The sequence below is a fragment of the Chitinophaga alhagiae genome, from assembly GCF_003568665.1.
Classification (GTDB): domain Bacteria; phylum Bacteroidota; class Bacteroidia; order Chitinophagales; family Chitinophagaceae; genus Chitinophaga; species Chitinophaga alhagiae.
The window spans coordinates 267,651-290,098 of sequence record NZ_QXMH01000003.1; the positions used below are offsets into that span (position 1 = coordinate 267,651).

Annotated in this window: 12 protein-coding genes; 1 reads left to right on the top strand and 11 read right to left on the bottom strand. The window is 56.0% G+C overall.

What is annotated here, in order from left to right; all coding sequences use genetic code 11:
* Positions 1-43: 43 nt before the first annotated feature.
* The 9 genes from D3A97_RS17410 to D3A97_RS17450 form a co-directional block, all read right to left on the bottom strand.
* Positions 44-1,918, bottom strand: a complete 1,875-nt coding sequence (locus tag D3A97_RS17410; protein ID WP_119079805.1) for a hypothetical protein — start codon at positions 1,916-1,918, stop codon at positions 44-46.
* Positions 1,915-7,521 (bottom strand): hypothetical protein, encoded by a 5,607-nt coding sequence (locus D3A97_RS17415; RefSeq protein ID WP_119079806.1) that lies wholly within the window; start codon positions 7,519-7,521, stop codon positions 1,915-1,917. The genes D3A97_RS17410 and D3A97_RS17415 overlap by 4 nt, the downstream gene beginning before the upstream one ends.
* Before the next feature lie 22 nt (positions 7,522-7,543).
* Positions 7,544-10,909 carry a hypothetical protein gene (locus tag D3A97_RS17420; protein WP_119079807.1) on the bottom strand — a complete coding sequence of 1,122 codons (3,366 nt, stop codon included), beginning with the start codon at positions 10,907-10,909 and terminating at the stop codon, positions 7,544-7,546.
* Positions 10,906-14,334 (bottom strand): DUF6603 domain-containing protein, encoded by a 3,429-nt coding sequence (locus D3A97_RS17425; RefSeq protein WP_119079808.1) that lies wholly within the window; start codon positions 14,332-14,334, stop codon positions 10,906-10,908. Before D3A97_RS17425 ends, D3A97_RS17420 begins: the two co-directional genes overlap by 4 nt.
* 9 nt (positions 14,335-14,343) lie before the next feature.
* Positions 14,344-15,519, bottom strand: coding sequence for a hypothetical protein (locus D3A97_RS17430; RefSeq protein WP_157986604.1), 1,176 nt, complete (start codon positions 15,517-15,519; stop codon positions 14,344-14,346).
* 352 nt (positions 15,520-15,871) lie between these two features.
* Positions 15,872-16,297, bottom strand: a complete 426-nt coding sequence (locus tag D3A97_RS17435) for an SRPBCC family protein (protein WP_119080159.1) — start codon at positions 16,295-16,297, stop codon at positions 15,872-15,874.
* Positions 16,298-16,371: 74 nt separating this feature from the next.
* On the bottom strand, positions 16,372-17,103 hold the full coding sequence (locus tag D3A97_RS17440) for a GNAT family N-acetyltransferase (RefSeq protein ID WP_119079810.1): 732 nt from the start codon (positions 17,101-17,103) through the stop codon (positions 16,372-16,374).
* Between the two features lie 93 nt (positions 17,104-17,196).
* On the bottom strand, positions 17,197-17,628 hold the full coding sequence (locus D3A97_RS17445; RefSeq protein ID WP_119079811.1) for an SRPBCC family protein: 432 nt from the start codon (positions 17,626-17,628) through the stop codon (positions 17,197-17,199).
* A 69-nt stretch (positions 17,629-17,697) separates the two neighbouring features.
* A complete protein-coding gene (locus tag D3A97_RS17450) occupies positions 17,698-18,336 on the bottom strand; it encodes a class I SAM-dependent methyltransferase (protein ID WP_119079812.1) in 639 nt (212 codons plus the stop codon).
* Positions 18,337-18,461: 125 nt separating this feature from the next.
* Between D3A97_RS17450 and D3A97_RS17455 the strand changes: the two genes are divergently transcribed.
* Complete coding sequence (locus D3A97_RS17455; protein ID WP_119079813.1) at positions 18,462-19,055, top strand: GNAT family N-acetyltransferase; 594 nt, start codon at positions 18,462-18,464, stop codon at positions 19,053-19,055.
* 90 nt (positions 19,056-19,145) lie between these two features.
* Here D3A97_RS17455 and D3A97_RS17460 read toward each other — a convergent pair whose 3' ends face one another.
* Complete coding sequence (locus D3A97_RS17460; protein ID WP_119079814.1) at positions 19,146-20,189, bottom strand: TlpA disulfide reductase family protein; 1,044 nt, start codon at positions 20,187-20,189, stop codon at positions 19,146-19,148.
* 267 nt (positions 20,190-20,456) lie between these two features.
* A complete protein-coding gene (locus D3A97_RS17465; RefSeq protein ID WP_119079815.1) occupies positions 20,457-22,445 on the bottom strand; it encodes a RagB/SusD family nutrient uptake outer membrane protein in 1,989 nt (662 codons plus the stop codon).
* Positions 22,446-22,448: the final 3 nt, after the last annotated feature.

Consider the following 22,448-nt stretch of genomic DNA (forward strand, 5'->3'; position numbering starts at 1 on the left):
TTAGTATAACAAATATACCGGGAAAATGTCAGTATTGAAAGTATTACTTCTTCACGTTCACCGCCTGGTCAAATGCCAGGTGGCTGGCGCCTTCTCCCCTGCCGGTCTGTTTTCGTATGCCCAGCCACGTTACCACCTTGCCGTTGTACCACCGGGTACGCTGGTATGATTCCATAACAAAGGTACCAGCCCTCGTTACTTCTTCTTCATTCACAAAGTAAGTAGCGGCGGGCGTAGCGTCCAGGCCTTCGCGGAGCAGCGAGGTGCGCGGCTCGGTTTTCTCCGGCTTGTCGGGATTGCCGTTGAGGATGCGCGGCATGGCGGCCCGTTGCAGCCTGATGGCGCGGATGCTGTTTTCCATGCGGGCGGGAATGAAGGGTATCCAGTTTTCAGGCACCGTGTTCATCACTTCGTACCGCAGGTCTGCCTTGTACTCCGGCGGCGCCGGCGGGATAACGGTACCGTTGCCTATCTGCTTGTCCAGTATCTGCTGGTAGCGGGCCTTCAGCTCACGCGCGGCCTCGCTGCCGTGCTTGCCATTACCGGTGGCCAGCGGTATAGTGCTTTCAATGCCCCATACCATGTTGGCCATTTCATCGCGGATGAGGTGAATTTCTTCCAGCGGTTTGCCTTCCTGTATCTTTGAAACGGTGGGCAGCACCAGCAGGCCGGTATCTGTTTGCTCGCCCATGTTGCCTTTGGTGTTGAGCGTGAACATGCTCCATTTGTTCCAGGCATCATCCAGCCCCTTGCCAGCAGGCTCTACCCACAGCCGCTCCCCGAAAACGTTGGTAACAGACAGCCCTTTTACGGTGGCAACGCTGCCAGCGGGCAGGGTAACGGGCACCAGGAACCAGTCGTTCGCATACAGCAATGCAAATTCAATAAAAAGCAGTTTGCCGATGTCCCGGGTGCTGGGCTTGATATTGCCGAAGTTGGTGCGGCCGTCTTCAAACGTCCACCAGCGGGTATTGGGCATGCCGTCAAAGTTGACGGGCACGGGAATAAAGCTGAGTTTCAGCGGGTCCTCAATGCCCGAGGGCGGCGGCGTGCCGGTGTCTGGCAGGTGCTGGCGGGCGGGGTCTATATCAAGATTGTACCAGTCCAGGTGGCCCTGGTAGTATTCATCCGCCGTCATCACCTTTTCCTGTCCCTCCACGGGCGCGGAGCAGGCAAACTGGTATTCCAGCTGCTGCGGTTTCCACGCATCGTTTTCCGTAGCGCCGGGCTGGTAAAACAGTTTCTCGAACCATGCGGTGAAACGTTCCCCTTTGGCATCCGCCTCGGCGGCCTGGGCAGGCGTTAAAACGGCTATACTGTCAGCCGCTTTGCCTCCCGGCGTTTTAAGATGGGCATACAGCGCGCCGCCGTCCATGCAGCGGCCGGCTACGGCGTTGAACTGCTGCCACGCCTCCTTGTGAGCGGTGATGTGCGCATCTTCTTTTTTGTCTGCATCCGGCAGCGTAATGCTGTACTGCGCGATGTATGCATCAGCTACCGCATTGCCCATGCCTTGTATCATTTTCAGCCAGTGGCGGCCCATCAGCAAACGCATATTGAGCGATACGGCAGCCGTGCCAATGGTGAAGGGGATGGCGCGTTTTTCCACTTTCGCTTCCAGCGGCACACTTTCATCAAACACTTCCACACCGTGACTGCCGGGCACATATTTGGTGAGCTTCGTTTTGGCCATGTACATGCGCGAGAACACGGGCGATCCGGCATCATCTCCCAGGAACTCCCCCATCTGCCATTGTTTGCTGAGCATCCAGAGCGCGTCTCTCACTTCGGCCTTCAGCGCACGGTCAAAATTATTAGTGCGCGGGCGCGCTTCCAGCCGGTTCCACATAGTGATGCCCACCAGGCTTTTGGCGGTCAGCTCTGTGGTGATGTTCTCGATGGCTACGTATTTGTTCATTGCCCCTGGTTTAATAAGATCTCGTGAATGTTGTTATTGAAAGCAAGGTTAAGCGAAACAGACAGCGGGTATACCGTCATGGAAGACACAATGGCCGGCAGGAACCGGGCATAGCTGGTTGTATCTGCCTGCGCAGGCTCTACTGCGCGTTTTTTGGCTGCGTTCAATGTTTCGTTCACCGTGTTCAGCAGATCATCCCACTGCCATTGCCCGGTAAATTCCGTGGGCAGGGCCAGCAGAATGGCCTGTGGCGGCTCCGCATTCGGCCGGTCGTAATGGAAGGCCACCCCCGCCGTTTCATCTTTGGAAGGAATTATTTCTGTCCATTCATCCAGCAGCAGGCCGCATTGCCGCGCGTTGCGGTCAAAGGGCGTGGAATAGTGGGCGGTGTATAACAGGCGGTCTGTATCAATGCTATAGTCTGCCGGGTACTCCAGCGCCAGCCAGCTATCATCAGCCTGGTAGGGCAACTGGACGGGATGCAGCTCGGGAGCGGTTTTCCCGAAGGCCGGGCTCAGCAGCACCATGTTTTCCCAGTGATGCAGTTTTTCCCGCACGCGGGCAATGCCGTACAGCCAGTCATCTTCCGGGAACTCTGACAATATGCCGCCGTCCGCGCCGGGCGTAGTCAGATAACCTAGCAATTGCCCTTTAGCAGCTACCGCATTGTTCCATTCCGCACCGGCAGCGGCGGTAATGCCAAATTCAGGCACTATTTTAAAATCTTCGTGGAACAGCTGTATGGCCACATCCGCTACCAGTTTTACTTTCTTTTTGTTGTCCGTAACAGCGGGCACTTCGGCCAGCAGGGCATCTGCGGCGGCAATGCGTTTAGTGAGCCCGGCTGCCAGCGCTTTGGCGGCGGCCAGTATTTCTCCGGCCAGTACAATGAACTGGTTTTCCACATCAGCCAGCTCAAATGCTTCCGCATCAAACTGATCAATGGGGAGTTTGGCTTTTACTTCATTGAGGAGGGCCAGCAAAGTGGAGGCGGCGGTAGCCTGTACCGATTTGAGGTCGTTTAACCGGGCCTCAAAAGCCGGGCGCACCGCGGTTTGCAGCGCATTCAGGTAATCTGCCGGTGTAGCGGGCAGCGTGGTGCGCACAATGGTAGACAGCTGCAGCTCGGCATCCTGCAGGAAACGCATTCTTTCTTCATCTGTTGCTGTACCGGGCAGGGCCGCGTAATCTACCAGCAGGGCATCAAATGCCGCCAGTTTGCCGTCCCACTTGGTGGTGAGCGCTGCGGTTTTGTTGAGCAGCTGAAGGAATACTTCCTTACGCCGCGTGTAGATAAAGCCATAACCCGCTTCCGTGAGACCGGCTTTGGCCAGTGCCGAAAAAACGGGCAGGGCGGGTTGTATAAAAGATGCGTCCAGCGCGTTGATCACGGCGGCCACGTTGGCGGGCAGGGAAAGGTCTGCCGCCATCAGCGGTTCTACGGAAGTCACATAGGGCGTGAGGTCATTGTCCAGCTGCTGCTGCAATTCATTGCGCGCGGCCTGCAGGCGGGCCAGGTTATTGTCTGCGAACACTGCGTTGTCTTCTCCCGCCCTGGCATCAATGGCTATGCTCACATCATTGGGCGTAAGGGGGCGGGAACGCAGCAGCAGGGCGCGCAGGCTGTTGAACAGTGGCGCCAGCTCAAAGAAGCTGTACTTGCCGGCTGCCTGTTTCATGTAGTTGATGCTGATGGCAACATCCGGCCGCACGCCGCCTTTATCCATCACGTATTTCAGCAACCGGTCATCAATTTCCCGGAGGGCCTGATCGCTGTCCGTATTGATCATGTAGAGCAGGTCAAGCGGCTGCAAACCCAGTGTGGCGGCAGACACTTCCTCGTCTGCCACGGCGCCGTAGCTCACAAAACAAACAACATCCGCCGGGGCGGGCGTTACTGTTTGCAGCCACTCGTTCATAGCCGGCTCCGCTTTTGCGCGGGGCGTATGGGCGGGGTTGGAAGGCAAGCCGGGCCTGAAGTGCAGGCCTACGCGATGTGTCAGGTTGATGCCGCTGCGTGGGGTTTGCACCACTTCCGGTATGGGCGGGAAGTTGGCATCACTGAACGTATCCAGCGTGGCGTTGGAGCGCTCGTAGTTAGCCAGCACCGCCTGGTACACGCTTTCCGAAATGGCCAGGTCTCCCACGGCATCGTTGATGTCCATGATCTTGACCACTTCTTTGGTGATGGCCGTACCCTGCGCGGCGTTCTCCAGCGGCGGCAATGTTTTGCCGAAGGGGTACGCGGTGTTGCCGGTCTGCGTAACATGGTTCACCAGTGCCAGCCCGTCTATCACGTTGCGGGCCTCTATGGCTTCCACTTCGTCTCCCTCACCGTCATTCAGCTTTGTATCTTTTACCTTGTTGATGACAAGCGGAAATGCCTTGCGCAGCTGGTAGATAAAATAATCCAGCTCCACGCCGGGATACCCTTCATGCAAGCCACGTTCCAGGTAATACCCCAGCAGCGCGCCCATAGACTGGCCGCCGCGGATGCCTTCTATCATGGAAAGGGCCTTGCGCACCCTTTCAGAGGAAAGGTTGACGCGCAGCGACTCGGGATTCTTGTTAGCCGTGTACGCGTTGCGGAGCACAGAAGCCGCCACCGCATGGTCCAGTGAGGGCGCGGTGATGTAGCCGCCATTGGTGTTGTCTCGCTCCAGCGGAATGGGCTGCCCGTCTATGAACATCTTTTTCAGTTCCGGGGCTTCCAGTTGCACGGGGGTAAGCACTTTATTTTCAGACTTCACTTCTTCCACCCAGCCAAAGGCCCCGATGTAGATGCCTTGTCTAAAATCTTCTTCGTTATCACTCACCCGCTGCCGCATCAGGGACAGCTGGTAGTGCAGTATGCCTGACTGCCAGGCATCCAGCCGGTAAGAGCAGCAATCTATATGTTCCGCAAATATCCTTTCCAGCCGCGCCGTGGGCAAGTCCTTCAGTTTTTCGAGCGCCTCCAGTTGTTCTTTCATGTACTGGCTGGCCACTTCGGTTTTGATGATCTTGGGAATGTAATCACCAATGTACTGGTCTGCGTTGCCGGTAATGGCGGCCTGCCGGGAGTAGAGGTAATTCCAGCGGCTCTCGCTTGTTTTCTGCTGCTGGGCAATGTGCAGGAAGGCGGGCTCTATTTTGGCGGCCCTCACCTGCTCGCTGGTGAGCAGGGCGGCCTTCTGGTAGAGGCGCAGGCTGACCTCCACATAACTCAGGTCCAGCGCATGGTGCAGCATGAGGTACAACAGGGCGTTGGGTATTTTACCGTCAATAAAACCCTGCTGTTTGCGCAAAGCATCGTGCGATGTGTTGACGGCATTGATCAGCCATTGTATATAGTTGTTGTTGTCTGTGGTGTAGTGGCGGATGAGGGCCGATTCGGAAAGGGGCCTGTCATCAATGAGGGGGCCTTTCAACTGGTTCTGGCTCTGGAAGAAAAACTTCTCCAGTATTTCCGGCACCTCGGTTTCCGCATACCCGAATTTCTGCAGCAGGTCCATGCCGCTTTTCACGTACCCACCAGTCAGGAACAGCGCCAGCAGGGCGCCGCCCAGCCCCATCAGGTTGAAGCGGTTAAAAATATCCTGCTTGCTTTCCGCGGTGCGCTGGTAGTATTCTACAGAGGCGGGGTTGAGGCCCAGCGCGTCCAGCAATACCTGGTGGCCGTCTCCTCCCGCTTTGCCAACATGAGATACTTTGCTGACCAGCGTTTGCCATTCCTTGTCTGTTTCCCTGAGAATGTTGTAGAGTTTGAACAGATAGCTGCCGCCTGCGGCCATATTGATGTTGGCGGCTGCCACATCCAGGTGCGTGGCATCCGGCTGACGCCTGAGCCATTTGATATTGGCAAAACCGGTAGCGGGCAGGATGCCGTAAGGCTGGCGACCAATTTTCAGCGCGGGTATCTGCCCGCGGCCTGATACAAAATGGTTGAAGAAGTTGCGGGTGAAGGTAATATCGTTATCACTGAACACAGGCTGCATGAGCGTTTCCATCATATACCCCATGGTAGCGGGCCAGAGGGCCGTATTCATCATGCGGCCTTCTGCTGTGTCTGCCTGGTCTGCGTTGGAAATTTTGTTGACGGCATTGTAGCTGATGCCCAAACTTTCCGCCAGCCACTGGCCGTCTTTTTTATCTATCCAGTTATCAGCAGGTTCAAACAGTTTTCCCTTTTTGAGGAGGTTAAAACTCTCATCCGCGTCATCAAGACCTTGATGCCCGGCGCTGTCTGACTCCGTGTTGTTGGTAGGCGTGCCCTGCGGGATAATGGCAATGCCCTTGCGGCTTCTGCGGTGGTGTTCCAGCAGGGTTTCTACCATTTCTTTCGCCTTGTACTCATCCGCGCTTAGCCGCACGCCCAGCACTACTATGCGTGTAAAGCCCCGGGCGGCCTGCGTGGCAGAGAGAGGCACTTTCAGCCCCAGCCCGTTTTGCACGGCCACGTTGAAATCTACCATCCACTGCAACTCTTCCGGCATGATGATCTCCCCGTTCTCATCTTGCGAAAACTGTTCCTCTTCGCTGGCGCCGGGATCTGGCGCTACATACAGCGGGGAAGGGATGTGGTTGCCCAACTGCTCAAAAGCTACTTCGCTGCCCTGGTAGCCCGTTACCACAAAACGTTCCGGCAGCATGTTCACGAACGGCGCCTGTGACCAGGACTGCGCTTTGGTGGGAATGCTCTCCGGCGCGGGTAGCTGCAAAAACGCCAGGGATACCTGCACGTCTGCCTTCGTGTTGGGAACAGGCGGCACCGCGCTCATGTTGAAAGGCGTATATTGTTCACGGAGGGCCTGCGCATTGGCCTCACCGCCCGCATCTGTTACCAGCGTGCTCCAGGCCTGCTGTTCCTTTGCCGCATCACCCATTACCCGCCACACCTCCTGCCAGTATTTCACCAATGCATCTTTTTCCGGCTGCGCGGGCTGGCCGGCGGCCGTTACCACCAGCACCACATCTTCCGCCTTTGCCTTCACGGGCGCGTCTGCGGGGTTTTGCGGCACGTATTGTTCCAGTATGTGAAAGGCGCGGCCGGAGCCATGGTTGCTCACCAGCGTGCGCCAGGCGCCACGCTCCTGGTCTTCGTTACCCGCGGCCTCCCATTGTTTCTGCCAGTAGAAAACGGCGTTCTTCACTTCCGTTTCGGAAAGGGTTTCTTCAAAGGTATCTACCAGCGCATCGTCCGGGTAGATCCTGATCCATAGCTCATCTTTCACCGCGTTATCTTCCCTTACCTTCTTGAAACGCGTCTCTATCCGCACCGGGAACAGCAGCAGGGGAAGAGCATCGTTCAGATTGTGCAATTGCTGGCGCGGGTCTGACAGTTTGATAAAATCTTTGTACAACCCGGCGCTCGCCCCCCTGGCGCCGGCCAGTTGCTCCTTTTGCTGGTTGAAGGCTGCAAGGGCCTCTTTCTCCGCCGCCTTCAGCTTGTTCAGCTCGGCTACGTAATCATCGCTGTTGTCATTCACCTTTCTTTCCAGCGCTTCCCTTTGCTTCCTGATCCTGTTCAGACGCTCGCGGCTCTGCGAAAATCCGGCCTGACTGGCAGACTGGCTGCCGCGGGCCTCTTCAAGCTGTTGTATGGTTTCTTTGAAACTGGGCATGTCTTTCAGTTAAAGATGAATATTAAGGTTGCTTGGGCAGCATTTCACCAGCATGTACGGCCATGAGCACCGGCACCTGGTAAAGTATGTACGCCACATCCGCCGCGTTCATGTTCTTCTTCCAGAACACCTGCAGGTCATCTTTCCGCTGCTCCTGCTTTTCCACATCGTCTCCCTCCAGCCCGTTGGCATTCAGGTCTTGCTCAATGGTGGCGTTGCCCACCGGTATAAAAGCGCCGGCGGGGGAATTGGGCGGCATCACATCGTTCCAGGCCAGGTCATTCCATACTTCAGGTGTTTCACCGTCCTGGTCAATATCCAGCCCATAGCGCGGCTCACCCGGGCGCTCTTTGATGCAGAAGAACCAGCCGGGCTTGTCTATGTCCGACTGCGATTCTCCGGTACCGCCCAACGCTTCTGTAACGGTGAGGTCAAAACCAAAGAAGTAGAGGTCTGGTTCCACGCGCGCTTCATACAAGGGAGATTTCACCTTGTTGCGCGGCGGCTTTTCTTTTTCGCTCTCCGCCAGTTCCGCCAGCTTGCGTTCTACCTTGTTGTTGATGTTGCCCTGGTCATCTGTTTCCCAGGCCGCCTTATGCGCGTAGATCACGGCGTTGGGGTATTTCTTCAGCAGCTCGCCCCGTATCACCAGCACCACTTCTTCCTCCTTGTCCCCGGCCTCTTCCCGGTTGTCATGATCCCCCAACCCGGAGTTTTTAGACCAGCGGTGAATGGGCGGTATGTCTTTGAGGTCTTCTTTCAGCTGCTCTTCCGTTCTGTTCTTGTCATCAAAATACCCTTCCACATCCCAGAACTGGCGGAAGTAGCTGCCGCGCTGGTCTGTAGGGTATTCCCGCCAGAGCAGCTCACGGGAGAACTCGTGGTTCAGGCCCAGCATGTAGGACTCAATGAACCGCTGGTTGGTTTCCATCAGTGAAATGGTGTTCTGGCCAATGAAGTTGAGGTTGGGCAAAAAGTTCTCCTTGCTCATTTTCTTCAGCGGCTCATACATGGGCAGGTCTATTTTGGGGTATTCCATCACTTCCACAAAATCTTCCACCAGCGCCAGCCGGATGCGTTCGGGGATGTGCAGCCCGCTGAACACATGTTTGGGAATGGTCAGTTTAGGATCAAGCGCCTTGAAGGTAGTATCTACCGCGGCGGCCATATTGATCTTTGGCCGCACCGACACCACGCCCAGCTCTTTGGCGGTTTGCACCATGCCCAGCGATTCTTTCAATGCCAGCTTGAACTTCACGGCCTCCACGCTGTCTGTTGCGCCCACCGTGGGTTTAACACCGCCACCCGGCTCGCTCAGCACAAAGTCCGGGCTTTTGGGCATATCGTCTACCGCATCCGGCGTTTGATTGTTTTCAGATACAGCATCCGCAAACTGTACGGCCTTGCTCCACTTGAATATATACGCCAGCAACAGCGCCAGCCCGGCGGTAACAATGCCCAGCAAAGCCGTAAGGCCCAGTGAACCGGCCGCCAGCATGAGGAGGAAGAGAAGGATGATGGCAATAATGAGCGCCCATTTGAGCCAGGGCCATTTGCGCATGAGGTCCAGTATAAACGGCGGGATGTTTTTAGGCATCATATCATCTGCCACTTCGTTTACGGTGGGCAATGTTTCAGGCACCACTTTGGGCGGCGCTATCACTACCTGGCCGTCGTTCACGCGGGTTACCAGGTTGTCTGGCCGCGCCTCACCGGTGAACACGGATTTTTTCATGGCCCTGCCGCCGGGGCGTATCACCTTGCGCATTACCGGCGAGGTCAGGGAACGGGTGATCACGCTCTGGTCTACCTGGTGCTGCACGGTAACACCAGCCGCCGCATCCAGCACGCGGCGCTGCACCGGCGCCGTGAGCAGCAACGCTTTTTCAGCGGAGAACTGCACGGTGCTTTGCAGGTGTTGCCGGTACCAGCTGCTAGAAATGAGGCGCGCAAAATGCATGTAACGTAATTTGCGGTTGGCCTCCAGCACGTCACCCACCTGCTGCCAGGCGGCTTCCATATAGGCTTCCTGGTTTTCCTGCACCACCTTTGTACCGTAACCGGCAGAAACGCGCCAGCGCGGGTCAAGGTTGAGCTGGTGTACCCAGTTCTTGTTCTGCGGTATGTTGCTGCCGTTGCGGTTGGTGAGCAGGCGGTCTGTGAGCGCGTGCCAGCGGCCGTAGAGCGGCGGGGTAATGAGCGGGTCCGGATTTGTTTTGATGTCCGGGTCGAGGTCTGCGGCGGCGTTGGCGTCTTCCGGTTTCTTTTCGTAATAATCATCCGCCAGGTTGATGAACGCCGCCAGGTCTTTCTGGAAAGGCTGCGGGTAGCCGTTCTGGTCCCAGTTGTCATACTTCAGCACGTCTGCCTGGTCTTCCGACGTCATGGTGGCAAAGGGCACTTTCAGCGCCCCGCCCAGTTTGAGCACGCCGTCCAGCTCGGGATCGGTGATGCCCCGCAGGTTACTACCGGGGTACTGCACGTCTATATCCCGGCGGCCCACCCTTTTGTCAACAGGCTGCGGTTTGAGGAGGCGCACCAGGTATTCGAAATCTCCCACATCGCCCGTGCGGAAAAACCAGCGGTAATATACCGGGAAGTTTTCCGGCTCCGGCCGGTTGTTGTAATTGCCCCAGGCGGAAAAGGTGGCGTGGGGCATGTCCGGGCCCGCGGGGTCAAGCCCCAGCCCTGCCAGGCGGCCGGTCTCGAACGTGGGTATCAGAAAGGCATGGTATGCGGTGTTGTTATCCAGTTGCATGGGGCACAGGAGGCGGGAGCTGGCCAGGTCAGGGTTGCGGTCCATCACAGCCTGGAAGGCCGCGGCAATTTTTCCGGTGTCTGACTCCACGATCTTCTCCGGCTGGTCCATCAGGCTTTCGCTCACATGCACATGCGCCCAGGCCCACAGCTGGTCTGCCGGTGGAAATTTGGCGGCGGCGTTCTTTACCGTGATGTAAGAGAGCGGCTTGCCCTGTATGTTCTTTGCTTCCTCAAACTCCCCTTCCTTGATCACCACCAGCGCCAGCCAGGGCCGCAGCCGGTCATTCCCGGGCGCGGCGGGCGTATAGCGCCAGGGAAAACCTTCGTCATAAAATTCGATGTACGGCAGATAGTTCGGTTCGTAGTCCGTGATCCAGTTCATGGGGTCATGCTTGATCACCACTTTGGCGTCTATACCGATGATATCTCCGGGGCCGTACAGCTCCACATCTTTCGAAAACACTTCAGACGCGGCACCGCCGTCCGGCTTCTCAATATCCAGCTTGAAGTCTACCTTTATTTTGGCCCGCACCTTCACGCCGGCGTCATTGTCCGCAGCCACGATCTTGTTGGCGATGCCCTGCCGCAGCCAGGGAAGAAAGGTATAATTGGCGATTGTATAACTCATGCTGCCGGGTTTAATTCATGTTGGGAAATCACCTGCAAGGATTCTTTCAGGTTGGGATCTTTCGCTATCTGCTCGTTCATGTATTCCCTGGCCAGGGCTTCGCTGGCAAAGGAAGTGACCGGCCCGTACGCCTTGTTGTTGGCCATGCTGGCCACGGCGTACGCCGCCTGCCCGGCCACCACTTTATCTGTATACGGATTGAGCTTGGACCTTGTATTGGCAGACAGTACGGAACGTGCGGCCGCATTACGTTTGAGGAAGTGGGTAAAGAGCAGGGAGCTGAAGAAGGAGAAGAACCGGCGAATGAAACGCCTGAAGTTGTTGTCTACAATGATCAGCTCGTACCGCACTACCCTGCGCACCGCCCTGCCCGTGCGCACCTGCGCGCCGGCGCCTGACAGCTCAAGGCCGCTCAGTTCTTTCTGGAAAGACGGGCGGGAGAGTTTCTCTTCATTTTTCATATCCTGGAACTGCGCCATGGCAAAGCTCTCCCGCAGGTCTGCCGTTTTGCTCAAACCGCTGGATGGTTCTTCAGACACCGTCAGTTTCTTCACATCCGCAGCTTTCTGCGAGCCGACCTTGTTGATGGTGAGGCCCAGCGGCACGTACCGCTGGCTGACCTGCAGCGTGCCAATGGGGTGCAGCACCAGCTCTTCCGTCTCGTCTATTTTGCGGAGAGATACCAGTATGTGGCTGCCGGCCGGCAACTGCGCTTTCCAGTTGGCCAGCTTGTTGAACTCCTCGCGTACCAGCGGCATGATCTCGATGGGCGGCAGCGAGGTATTGCGGGTTTCTCCCCAGGTTTCATCAAAGTCTACATCAAAGTCGAAGAAGAGGATGGAAATAGTACCGGTGCCCTTGGCGCGGTAAGGCGTAGGCCCTTCGAGAGACATGCGTACGCTTACGCTGAACAGCCCTATGCCAAACACTTTTACAGACAGGGAAGCAGACAGCTGGATGATGAAGTAGAAAGGCGAAAACTGGAACAGCGCGTCAAACGCAATATGGCCTTCGATCTTGCAGGCATCAAACCCGAACATCAGCTCCGCCTTCACCCCAAACTGCACGGTGTTGGAGGTGACCGCAAAATAACCCAGCACCCGTATTTTGGCCACCGGCGTGTTCACGATGTTGAAAGAAAGCCTATCAGGACTGGGGAACGGCAGGGGTGGCGGGTTGAACGCCGGGTGGAAGCCGCCGATGCTGACCACAAAATTGGAATCATTGCCCCATGCTATCAGCAGGCCCATGCCGCCTTCAATGGTCATGAACAGCACCCTTGATTCGTAAAGCGTGGCAAAGAACCACATGCGGCTCTTGTCAAATTCTATAGCGCCAATGAAGTTCACCTGTAATTGTATGAGCGCCGCTTCTTCTGTTGGCAGCGCAATTTTCAGGATGCCTACAATGGCAATGTTGCCGGGAATTTCTATGATGATGCCGATAGACACGGAGATGAGGGCGGGCGTACCCCAGCCCAGCTTGGCCATGGGGCCGATGAGGAACTTGCCTTCTTCTATGGGGAAGAACGCGCGCAGGTCACTGATGATGCGCGGCGCGTTCTCAATAATATTGGAAGGGAACATCACGCTGTTGATGCCCCCGCTGCGGATGCCTTCCGCCAGTGCCTGCAGGTTCATGGTGCGGTTGAGGCCCAGCAGGCCGCCCACGCCGAGCAATACGAAGCCGAAGCCGAGTTGCAGGCCGGTGCCGAACTCCGCGGTGATGATGATGAGCAGGGAGAAACCGGCGGAGCCGTCCGGCATTTTGGTGTTGATGATGCCGATGGCCTTCAGGGAGATCACTTCGCTGAAGGTCAGCTCCAGCGCACCGGCGTATTCGCCCTTGTCAAAGTCAAGGAACAGGTAGCCGCCGCCTTTGATAACGCCGGCATCTACCGCCAGGCCTACGCCATTGGGCGGCCTGAAACCCATGGCCAGGTTAACGGGGCCGAGGTTGCCTTTGCCGTCTTGCGGGAAAGTGAAGATGGCCTTGAGGCCTATATTTTCTACGGTGGCTTTCAGCACGCCCAGGTCTCCCTTGATGGTGGCCGCCAGCTCCAGCGGCAGCTCGCCGTCTTTCGGCTTGAGCGCTATCATGGCGGCATTGATCTCGATGGGGCCTAGCTGTATGTGGGCGGGCAATTGTATTTCCAGCCCGCCGCTGCCGCCAAAATAAAATCCTTTGGTGGAAGAAAAACCCACGGCCAGGTCAAAGTTCACGTTAATGCCGTCTCCCGGCAGCAGCTGCGCCAGGAAGCCGTCTGCCCCGTCTGCCTTTACTACAATCTTTCCCTGCTGGATGCCGAACTCGGTGAATACTTCAAACTTGCCCTGATTGTGGAAACGGGTGCCCGCTTCCGCGGTGACCACGCCTATTTCGAGGCGGCTGGCATCCCGCTTGCCGATGAGGATGAACGGGTCTCGCGCGCCGTTGGCGGAAAACAGCATGCTGATGGTACCGCTGATGCTGCCGGGCGTACCGCTGTCCAACCCGGCAAACGCCGTAATGTCTTTTCCCGGCCGTACTATAATGCCTACGCCGCCGCTGAGGTCCAGCGCGGCTTTGATGGCAAGGCTCAGTTTGTCTGTGATCACAATGGTCTCTTCCAGCTTGCCGTTGAGGAACGGCATGATGGCAAAGCCCGGCTTATCTGCCGCTGTTTCCGGCAGCAGGTAGAGGCCCGCGCCTGCGCTGAGGTCTGCGGGGTTGTTGTCTGATTTAAGGAAATAGGTCTTTAAGGCCGTAATATGGTCATTGGCGGGGTTGATACTGTTCTCTGTCAGCTTGGCCAGCGCATTGGGCGAAATGGTCTCCATATCCGCGTTAAAGCCCCAGGAACGGATCAGCTCCATCAGCGCGGCGCTCCATTCTTCTCCCCGGAAATCGCTCTGGCCCCATTTGAAAGCGTTCTTGAAAAAGACCAATGGATCGGAGAAAAGGCTGCCAAAGTCCGCAAAGGCAAACGTACGGCGCAGGTATGCCACACGCCCGGCCTGCGCGGGTATCTGCTCCAGCCTGATAATGCCTACCACTTTCAGCAACTGCCCGAAGGAGGGCTGGTTCTTTAACAGGTATTCCACCAGCAGGTATTCCAGCAACTGCCCCGGCAGCTCGTTCTTCATGGCCGCCGCCAGGTCTCCCGCGTTGCTGAGGTTGCCCAGCGCTTCAAACGCGGCCCTGATGGCGGTGATCATCTGCTGCACATCGCCTGCCGCCACGCCTTCATTTTCCGCGCCCATGCGTGTAGCCAGTTCCGCTGGCCCTTTCAGGGCGTTGATGGAAGCGGGTACGGCGGCCAGGTCCCAGCCCAGCTCTTCCAGAAAATCACGCAGGGCGCCGGGAGAAGAGGAAGCGCTCACCAGCGGCTGCATGGCCTTACCCAGCTCTTCCGCCATCACTACCAGGGTGTCTTTTGTTTCCATTGATACCGTTTAAACCGTTGCAAAAAAGTTCGTGTCCGTTTCCACCAGCCCCGTGGTAATGGCGGCGTGTGGAGAGCCGGCATTGGGATGGAAATTGAAGATGATGTTGCCCAGGTTGGCGGGGTCGCGGTCTGTAATGGGCACCAGCAGCGTGTAGGCATGGAAGCGGCCGCGGCAGATGAGCCTGGAACCGCTTTTCTCGAAACGCCAGTCGTGCTCATCCAGGAAATCCTGTTTGCTGCTGTACCCCCAGCGTTCATATTCCGGGTAAGGGTGCGCGGGATCAAAACCGCCCACGGTGTCTGACTGGCGGTATTTGAAACTGTCCAGCCCGTTCTCCAGCGCCGTCATGCGGTCCGCGGGAGTGGAAGGTACTTGTGACGCATTGGGGAAATTGATGGTGAACGTATAGTCTTCCGGGCCGGGGTAGCGGAACTGGCGCTCCGTTCCAATGGTGGTGCGGCTGCCGATGGAAATGCCCAGCGGCAGGTTCAGCGGCGTGGTGGCCGCGCGCGTAATAGTGCGCGGCACCCATGTTTCAATATCCGCTACCGGCACGGGGTCTCCATTGTAAAACGTGAGGCCCAGGTTGTCAAACGCCGTTACCAGTGCGGCGCGGTTGGCAAAAGCTGTTTTGCTCAGCAGCTTGAACTCGTAGGCCAGGAACTCCCATATACCATAAGCGGTATGCTGGTATAACCCGAAGAAATGCAGCGGCGCGGTAAGGTTCACATGGTCTCCCAGCGCCTCTTTCATTTTCTGCAAAAAAGCCGTGGCCCTGCCAACATTGCATCCCTTGATGTGGAAGTTGTTGGCAACGGGCCCGGTGGTGTAACCTATCAGCGTATCGGGAATAGCGATGGAAGTGAGCGTGGTATCAGGCGTGGTGGAATCGGAAGTATGGCGGCCGGAAATGGCGTCTTCCATCACCTCATAGCCTGTACGCCCGATCTGGTTGTCGAACATGGTGGCCGCCAGGTAGCCCTGCGCATTGGCATGCGTGCCCAGCAGCATGTCCTGTATGGGCTTGGTAACGGTGGCAGATCCATCTATGTGGCTGATAAATTCCCGCAGGGTATTGCGGGCGGCCGTAGCGGCAATTAACGTGGTGTTTCCGCGGCGGGTATAGAATGCTCTCAATAAACCGTCGAACGGAGTACCTCCTGGGGCAAACGAATAGTCCATGAATATGTTTTTTACGACATAAGTACACCAGCCTCCTCTCTCAAGGCCAGCCACAATTATACATTCAGCATAAAAAAATACGCACTTAACTTCGGGGCTGCACTGTTACAAACACGCACCGGTATTACGGAAAACCGGTAATAAGATCACTCCTGTTTCGGGGCCATGCTGCTGATTATGCTGCTAAACTGACGGTTCAATTTCAGGGTTTGCTGATCTCAGTCTTTCAATAAGGGGTACAACAATATGCTGTTCTAAAAAAGTATTGTCATCCCCGGTCAGTCACGAACATACACCGCTGGATGACAATACATAATTACAAAAAAAATCCGAATTACAAGAAAAAAACTGCTCAGGCCTTTTCCAGGTAAGCCTTGAGGGAGGTACCAATGATCTCTGTCCAGCCGGCCGCAAAGCTCTCTCTTGCAAAGTCTTTTTTGGCGGGGAAGGTATGCAGCCCCTCGTGTGTGAGCTTCAGCCGGGTTTGCTGCCCTTCCGGGAACAGCTCAAAGGTAACCACGGAATGGCCCTGGTACCCTTCGTACACCCAGCTATAGGCCAGCTTTTTATTAACATCCGCCACCAGCACCTTGCATTTGTGCAGGTACTGCTCCTCCTCGCTGCCGCCGTAAAATTCAAACTCGAACCCCGGCTCGGCCCTGAACTCCTTCAGGTCAAAATACCATTCGCGCATCTGGTCTTTGTCTGTAATGGCTTTCCAGACCTTTTCCACCGGCGCGTTGAACGTTCTTTCAATAGTGAATGGTGCAGTTTCCATGTTGATGCATTTAATATTAAGTAACCGTTTGGTTACAAATATAAGAGAAACCATTTGGTTACACAAAATATTTCCTACCCTATATCGCCCTTCAGGCGGTGGCCGCAAACGGCCAGCCCTGCTTTTTCAAGTGTATGCAGGGAAATATTGTTCCGGATGTTGCACCGGGCCGCCGGCACCTTTCCCCGGCGGTAGGCCTCGCTTTTCAACTGCTGTACAATATAACTGCCGTACCCCTGGCCGCGGTGGGCTTCCTTGACGGCCATGTAAATGTCCGCATAGGGGTGGTTGTAATTCAGCATCAGCCCGCCGGTGGCCACTATCTGCCCGTTATGTTCCAGCAGGTATTCATTGTCTTCCGCCTCCGCGTCTTCCGCCGTTACCTCCCTGAACACGGCGCCGGGCATTTGCAATTGGGTGGTAACCTGGTCCCGGAACAGGATGGCTTCCGCGCGGATGTTACGGGCATGCGCGTACAGCAGGGAGGCCAGCAGCGCGTCATTACTTTGCACTTCTATGTAAATAGCGCCGCAAACGGCGCGGAACTGCAGGAAGATGTCATCCGCCAAACGGCGGTAAGGCGGCAACAGGTAAAACTCGAAGATGGCATCCCTGTCCTGCCGCCGGTCCGTGCCCCACACAGCGCCATAACCGGCGGCTTCACCGTTCAGTGTAAAAAGATAAGTGTCTGCCCAGCCGTAGAGGTGGCATTTATTGCAGATGAACTGCTGGTTCAATTCGTGGAGGAACAATGTGCGGAGGCCGCTGATATTGTCTAGCGGGGCGCGGAGAATGCCGATGTCCATATGCGGAAATTGTATCCGAAATTAACATTCCTCCGGCAGATCTGGGGGGCCATACAAAAAAAAGGCAGCAGCGCAAAGTGGTAACTGGCGGCATTACCACTTCCGCTGCTGGTAGTTCATCCCTTTACCATTTTCCACATACGTTTTCAGGCTGAAGAGGAACATGGCCCAATTGTAGTTGCAACTGCGGAAACCATCTGTTACCGCTTGCCAGTTGAGGTGCTTCATGTCTACCGTGGTAACGCCGTTCTGCTCCCGAAGGTCAAAAGATACGGCGGTACCCGTCCATTCAGGGTCTACATCTCCCAGGCATTCCCACAAAATGCGCCGGCCGGGCCGCAGTTCCTTTACCTCCATCCTGGTGCCATAGTTGTCATTAAAATCAAATTCGTTCACAAACCCCACTTCCGGCTTTACGACCAGCTTATTGGTCCATACCGCGCCCAGCCCTTCCTCCGTGGTCAGCGCCTCATACACGATGGATGCAGGCGCCTTGATGTACTGCATGTGTTCAATGTGATGCATACCGTATATTTTTCCCGAAATTACACCGAAAAATTAATTTTTCAAGGAAATAACACGCTCCGGCATACATTACTGGTTTACAATTGTTTTCTGCAGCACTACAGACAAAATGCGGGGTACTTCATCCCGGTTGCCGGCATCAAAAAATTCATCTACGTCTTTCAGTTCCAGCCCGTACTGCAACGGCAACTGTGTAAAGTCAGACACGTGATGCGTGAAACATTCCAGCACCTGCCGGCCTTCTCCGGTATCAAAGCGGGCCCTGGTGCCAGTGTATTGTTTGAAAGGATGCAGCTCGCCGATATACACGTAGCCTCCGGGCTGCAATGCGGCGGCCGCCTTGCTGAAAATATCATTCAGGTCGGGGATGTGCTCCAGCACCAGGCTGAAGCTCACCAGGTCATACCATCCCGTTGCAAAATGCCATGACTGTGTAATGTCTGCCTGTATGAACTGCACATGGGGTACGGTCACTTTTTGTTTTGCCTTTTGCAGCATTTCTTCAGAAAGATCTACGGCCGTTACCCGCTGCGCCCTTTCCGCCAGCCACATGGTGTTCTTGCCGGTGCCGCAGCCTATTTCAAGGCAGTCTGAAAAAGAGCGGGCAGACAGTTTCTTTCTCAGGGCCACGGCTTCCAGGTCCCGCGTTCTGTTTTTGTTGGTATCGTATTGCGCGGCCCAGTGATCATATGCATGTTGCGTATCCATGCCGCAAAGATATTCCCTGCCGCAACGCCGCCCCGCGGCTAAATGATCAACCGTATTCATCAAATGGCCAACGCGTGGCAGCCCCGGCATTTCATCGTATCTTGTGCGGGCAAAACGGTAATACCATGCAACAACTTTTAACGGATGTAGTGCTGGAAGATGAAGCGGCACTGTTACGCCCCCTAACGACGGAAGACCTGCCCCTGCTGCTCCCTTTTGCGTTGCGCGAACCGGCGTTGTGGCAATATTCCATGTCTCCCGCCGCCGGCGAAGAGAACATGGCCGCCTACATTCAGCAAGCGGTAGACGCACGCCGCGCCGGCAAGGAATATCCTTTCATCGTGTTCGACAAAAAACAGCAGGCCTGGGCCGGCAGCACCCGTTACTACGACATTCAGCCCGCGCATGCTACCCTGCAACTGGGTTACACCTGGTATGGTAAAAATTTCCAGGGCACAGGACTGAACAAACACTGCAAGTTCCTGCTGCTGCAATATGCTTTTGAAACGCTGGGCGTGGAACGGGTAGAGTTCCGGGCAGACCATACCAACCAAAAAAGCATTGCCGCCATGAAAAGCATTGGTTGCACCGTGGAAGGCGTTTTGCGCAGCAACCTGGTGAAACATGACGGCAAACGCCGCAGCAGCATTGTGCTCAGCATATTGAAAGAAGAATGGCTGGGCGGAGTAAAGGAGCGCCTGCAGGCAAAACTGAGGTGAATGCCTTATAGCGTACACCGTTGAGGGGGCACGGCGGGTATTGCCTGTCACTCAATACTACTACCGCATGCGGATGTACTGTGAGCCGGGTCAGATGCCCAGCACCATTTGCAACTTTTGCGCCAGCGCATCGCCATGCAGGTCTTTTGCAATGATGCGGCCCTCAGGATCTATGAGGATGTTATCAGGAATGTATTTTATTTTGAAGCGTTTGGCGGCCTCGTTCTGCCAGCCCCGCAGGTCTGATACCTGCAGCCAAGGAAGCCCGTCGTCCGCAATAGCCTTCAGCCAGGAGGCCTTCTGCGCATCCAGCGAAACGCCGAGTATCTCGAACCCTTTTCCTTTAAAGCGCTGATAGGTCCTCAGCAAGGCCGGGTTCTCGCTCCGGCAGGGCTGGCACCAGGAGGCCCAGAAATCTACCAGCACATATTTTCCCCGCAGGGAGGCCAGCGAAAGGCTCTTCCCGTTCACGTCAGGCTGGGCAAAGTCCTGGATCACCGTTCCCACCAGGGCCGCGGCGTTTTTATCTACCAGCGCCTTGATGTTTTCACCGAAGGCAGACCTGCGCAAGGTATCATCCGTTAGCTGGTACAGCGCATGCAGCTCGTCTGCGGTGAAATTGGAAGCATGATCGCTGATGAGGGAGAGCAGCACAATGCTGCCGGGGTCTTCGCAGAATCGGCGGGTCAGCTCTTCTTTCATCATCCTTTTCCGGATATAGGTATCCCCTATGCCCTGCATCTTGCCGCTGATCTCCCCCTCTGTTCTCTCCAGCGCCGCCTGTGAGCGGCCGCCTGCTGTTACCACGGCGGAAATGCTGAGGTACTCGTCCCCGCCCATTACCCGGGAAGCCGTATCCACCACCACCCGCTGCTCACCGGGGTCTATAAAAAACTCCGTGCGCGCGGTGGGGCGCGGCACATCCAGCACAATACTGGCCTTTACAGGCTGCAGGATGCTGCCCGTAAAAGTAAAGGCCCCGTTTTGCGTGGTACCGGGGTGGTTCTGCTTATTATAACGCAGGTATACCTTGCCGGTATACGGTGTTTTGAAAGTGCCATGGAGGGTGAAAGGCTGCTGGGCCTTTGCCGGTTGAAGCGCGCATATGAACAGTGCCAGTAAAACGGGTCTCATCTTTTTTATTTCGTACAAAACTAGCGCAGGGGAGCAAATAGCGGGCCGGAATGTGACGAAGCGGGGAGTTCATGTGACGGAAGCCGGCAGAAGCGGTAAAATGGAATGCTACAAATAAGAGCCGCGCAGTTGGCTATTCAAAACGCCTCTGGCAGTGGCAATGCTGCTCATGGAGTGTGTACTTCGGTACAACCATATCCGTCCCGTACCTGTTCCGTATTTATTTAGGATACGGAACAGGCAGGGGATGGAGTGGTAACCCCATACTCAATACCCTAACGGCGGCCTGTTGGCCTCCGTGGGCCAGCCGGGGTTCTGGTAGATGGGTGATGTACTGACATCTGCGCCTTCCGAGGTGATCAGGAAGTGCTGCATGGCAATGGGGCTGAAATAATGCGCCATAGCCCAGCGGTAGCCATTGTAGGCCAGTACGGACTGCGTTTTCTGATAGATCCGCAGGTATGGGCTCAGGGCCGGGTCAGATACGGTGCTCTTGTCCCCGATGTTATAGGTAAGCGCAGCGGCTTTGTACCAGTCTTTCATAGGGCCCCATAGCCGGAAACCTTCAATATGGTAAGGCGTATTGATCATCTGGTCCATTGCACGCCAGCGGCGCAGGTCCATATACCGCAGCCCTTCCCCTATCAGTTCGCAGGCCCTTTCCCGGCGGATGTTGTAGAGCGTTTTGTCTATCAGGGTACCGGCGGAGTACGCGGCCCAGTTGTTCAGCGCTTCTTTCGGCATTTCCGTGGCGGCAATCGTCTTCTGGAAATCAGGGTCTACGCCGGCACGCAGCCTGATGGCTTCCCAATACGCCGTGGCCGTACCGTCCAGCGAGCCGTTCTTTTCGAAGCAGGCTTCCATGTAGTTGAAATAGGCTTCTATCGCCCTGTATACGATGCTGCCCACATCTCCCTTGCCGTTGCCGAGCTGCGCACCGTCATATACATTGCCTTTGCGGCTCATGTAGCCGGTCACCTGGTCATGGTTGCCGATGAGGTTCAGGATGTCCGGGTAGCCTACTACCGGTGTGGCGTGCGTACCGAGAGAAGAAGGTTTGAGGATGTTGATCTGCCCCGGTTGCGCCAGGAACAGCCAGAGGCGGCCGTCTCTCCCTACCCTTGCCAGATGGATGGAATCATCTCCTTCATACCCGGAGCCGGGCGCATAAATGGGCAGGCCGTTGGCCATCAGGAAACCGTCTACGTACCCCCGGGTGAAACCCCAGTTGTGCGCGGCCTGCACGTTGTTGGGAATGCCGTTGCTGACGCCGAGGCCGAGGTCATAGTCCCGCCAGAGCAGCACTTCACTAAAAGTACCAAGGTCTGTGGCGCTGAACATCCTGCAATAAGGATTGGCCTCACTGGCTTCCGCAAAAGCCTGGTTGGCGGTCTGCAGGCGGCCCGTCATGCTGTTGGTCACCAGCGGAACAGCATCCGCCACGGCTTTGGCGGCCTGCATGGCCTGGTCAAGAAAGAAGGAGATCTCTCCTTCTATGCTGCCGGACTGGAATGCGTAGGAGGCGTTGTAATCTTTTGTTTTACCCGGCCAGTCCGGCCCGTTGGGTACGTACGCCGTGCCTTTGAAGTATTTGAGGAAGGTACCTTCGTACAGCGCTACGCGGGATTTCAGCAGCTGCGCACATTTTTTTGACAACCTGTTAGTGCCGCCGGTGGGCGCATTGGCACCCATGAGCAGGATGGCGGAGTCCAGGTCAGACAAAATGAAACGGGCTACTTCCGTTTGCGGGGCGCGCTTGCTGGCTTCGGTGAGCAGTTGCTTGTCATCTTTCAAGGTAGTTTTGATGATCGGAAAATCCCCAAGCGAGTCCAGCTTGTTAAAGTAGGCCCATGCGCGAAAGAAATACACTTCGCCAATGTAGTGTTTGATATTGGCCTCGTTACCGGCTATTTTTTTCTCTTCCAGCCGCGACAACACTGTTTCCAGGAAATAGTTACACTCGAAGATGGTGGTAAAAGACCAGACACCGCCAGACTGCCCCGTTCTCCACTGGCCTGGCGTATACCTGCCGTCATACACACGGCGGGCGGCCACATCTGTATGTACATCGCGGTCAAAATACCCAAATATGGGCAGGTTCTCGTATAGCTTGATGGCATACGCGGCCAGCTGTGATTCTTCTACCAGGTAATTTTCAGGCGTCACTTTTGACGGCGGCGCTATTTCCAGCTTTTTGTTACATGCGCCCATCAGCAGCGCTGCGCAGGCAATTATCAGAATGTATGTTGATCTCATTGT

Coding starts and splice junctions, on each gene's coding strand:
- D3A97_RS17410 (WP_119079805.1), bottom strand. CDS start 1,918: ATGAACAAATACGTAGCCATCGAGAACATCACCACAGAGCTGACCGCC.
- D3A97_RS17465 (WP_119079815.1), bottom strand. CDS start 22,445: ATGAGATCAACATACATTCTGATAATTGCCTGCGCAGCGCTGCTGATG.
- D3A97_RS17460 (WP_119079814.1), bottom strand. CDS start 20,189: ATGAGACCCGTTTTACTGGCACTGTTCATATGCGCGCTTCAACCGGCA.
- D3A97_RS17445 (WP_119079811.1), bottom strand. CDS start 17,628: ATGCATCACATTGAACACATGCAGTACATCAAGGCGCCTGCATCCATC.
- D3A97_RS17430 (WP_157986604.1), bottom strand. CDS start 15,519: ATGGACTATTCGTTTGCCCCAGGAGGTACTCCGTTCGACGGTTTATTG.
- D3A97_RS17450 (WP_119079812.1), bottom strand. CDS start 18,336: ATGGATACGCAACATGCATATGATCACTGGGCCGCGCAATACGATACC.
- D3A97_RS17420 (WP_119079807.1), bottom strand. CDS start 10,909: ATGAGTTATACAATCGCCAATTATACCTTTCTTCCCTGGCTGCGGCAG.
- D3A97_RS17455 (WP_119079813.1), top strand. CDS start 18,462: ATGCAACAACTTTTAACGGATGTAGTGCTGGAAGATGAAGCGGCACTG.
- D3A97_RS17425 (WP_119079808.1), bottom strand. CDS start 14,334: ATGGAAACAAAAGACACCCTGGTAGTGATGGCGGAAGAGCTGGGTAAG.
- D3A97_RS17435 (WP_119080159.1), bottom strand. CDS start 16,297: ATGGAAACTGCACCATTCACTATTGAAAGAACGTTCAACGCGCCGGTG.
- D3A97_RS17440 (WP_119079810.1), bottom strand. CDS start 17,103: ATGGACATCGGCATTCTCCGCGCCCCGCTAGACAATATCAGCGGCCTC.
- D3A97_RS17415 (WP_119079806.1), bottom strand. CDS start 7,521: ATGCCCAGTTTCAAAGAAACCATACAACAGCTTGAAGAGGCCCGCGGC.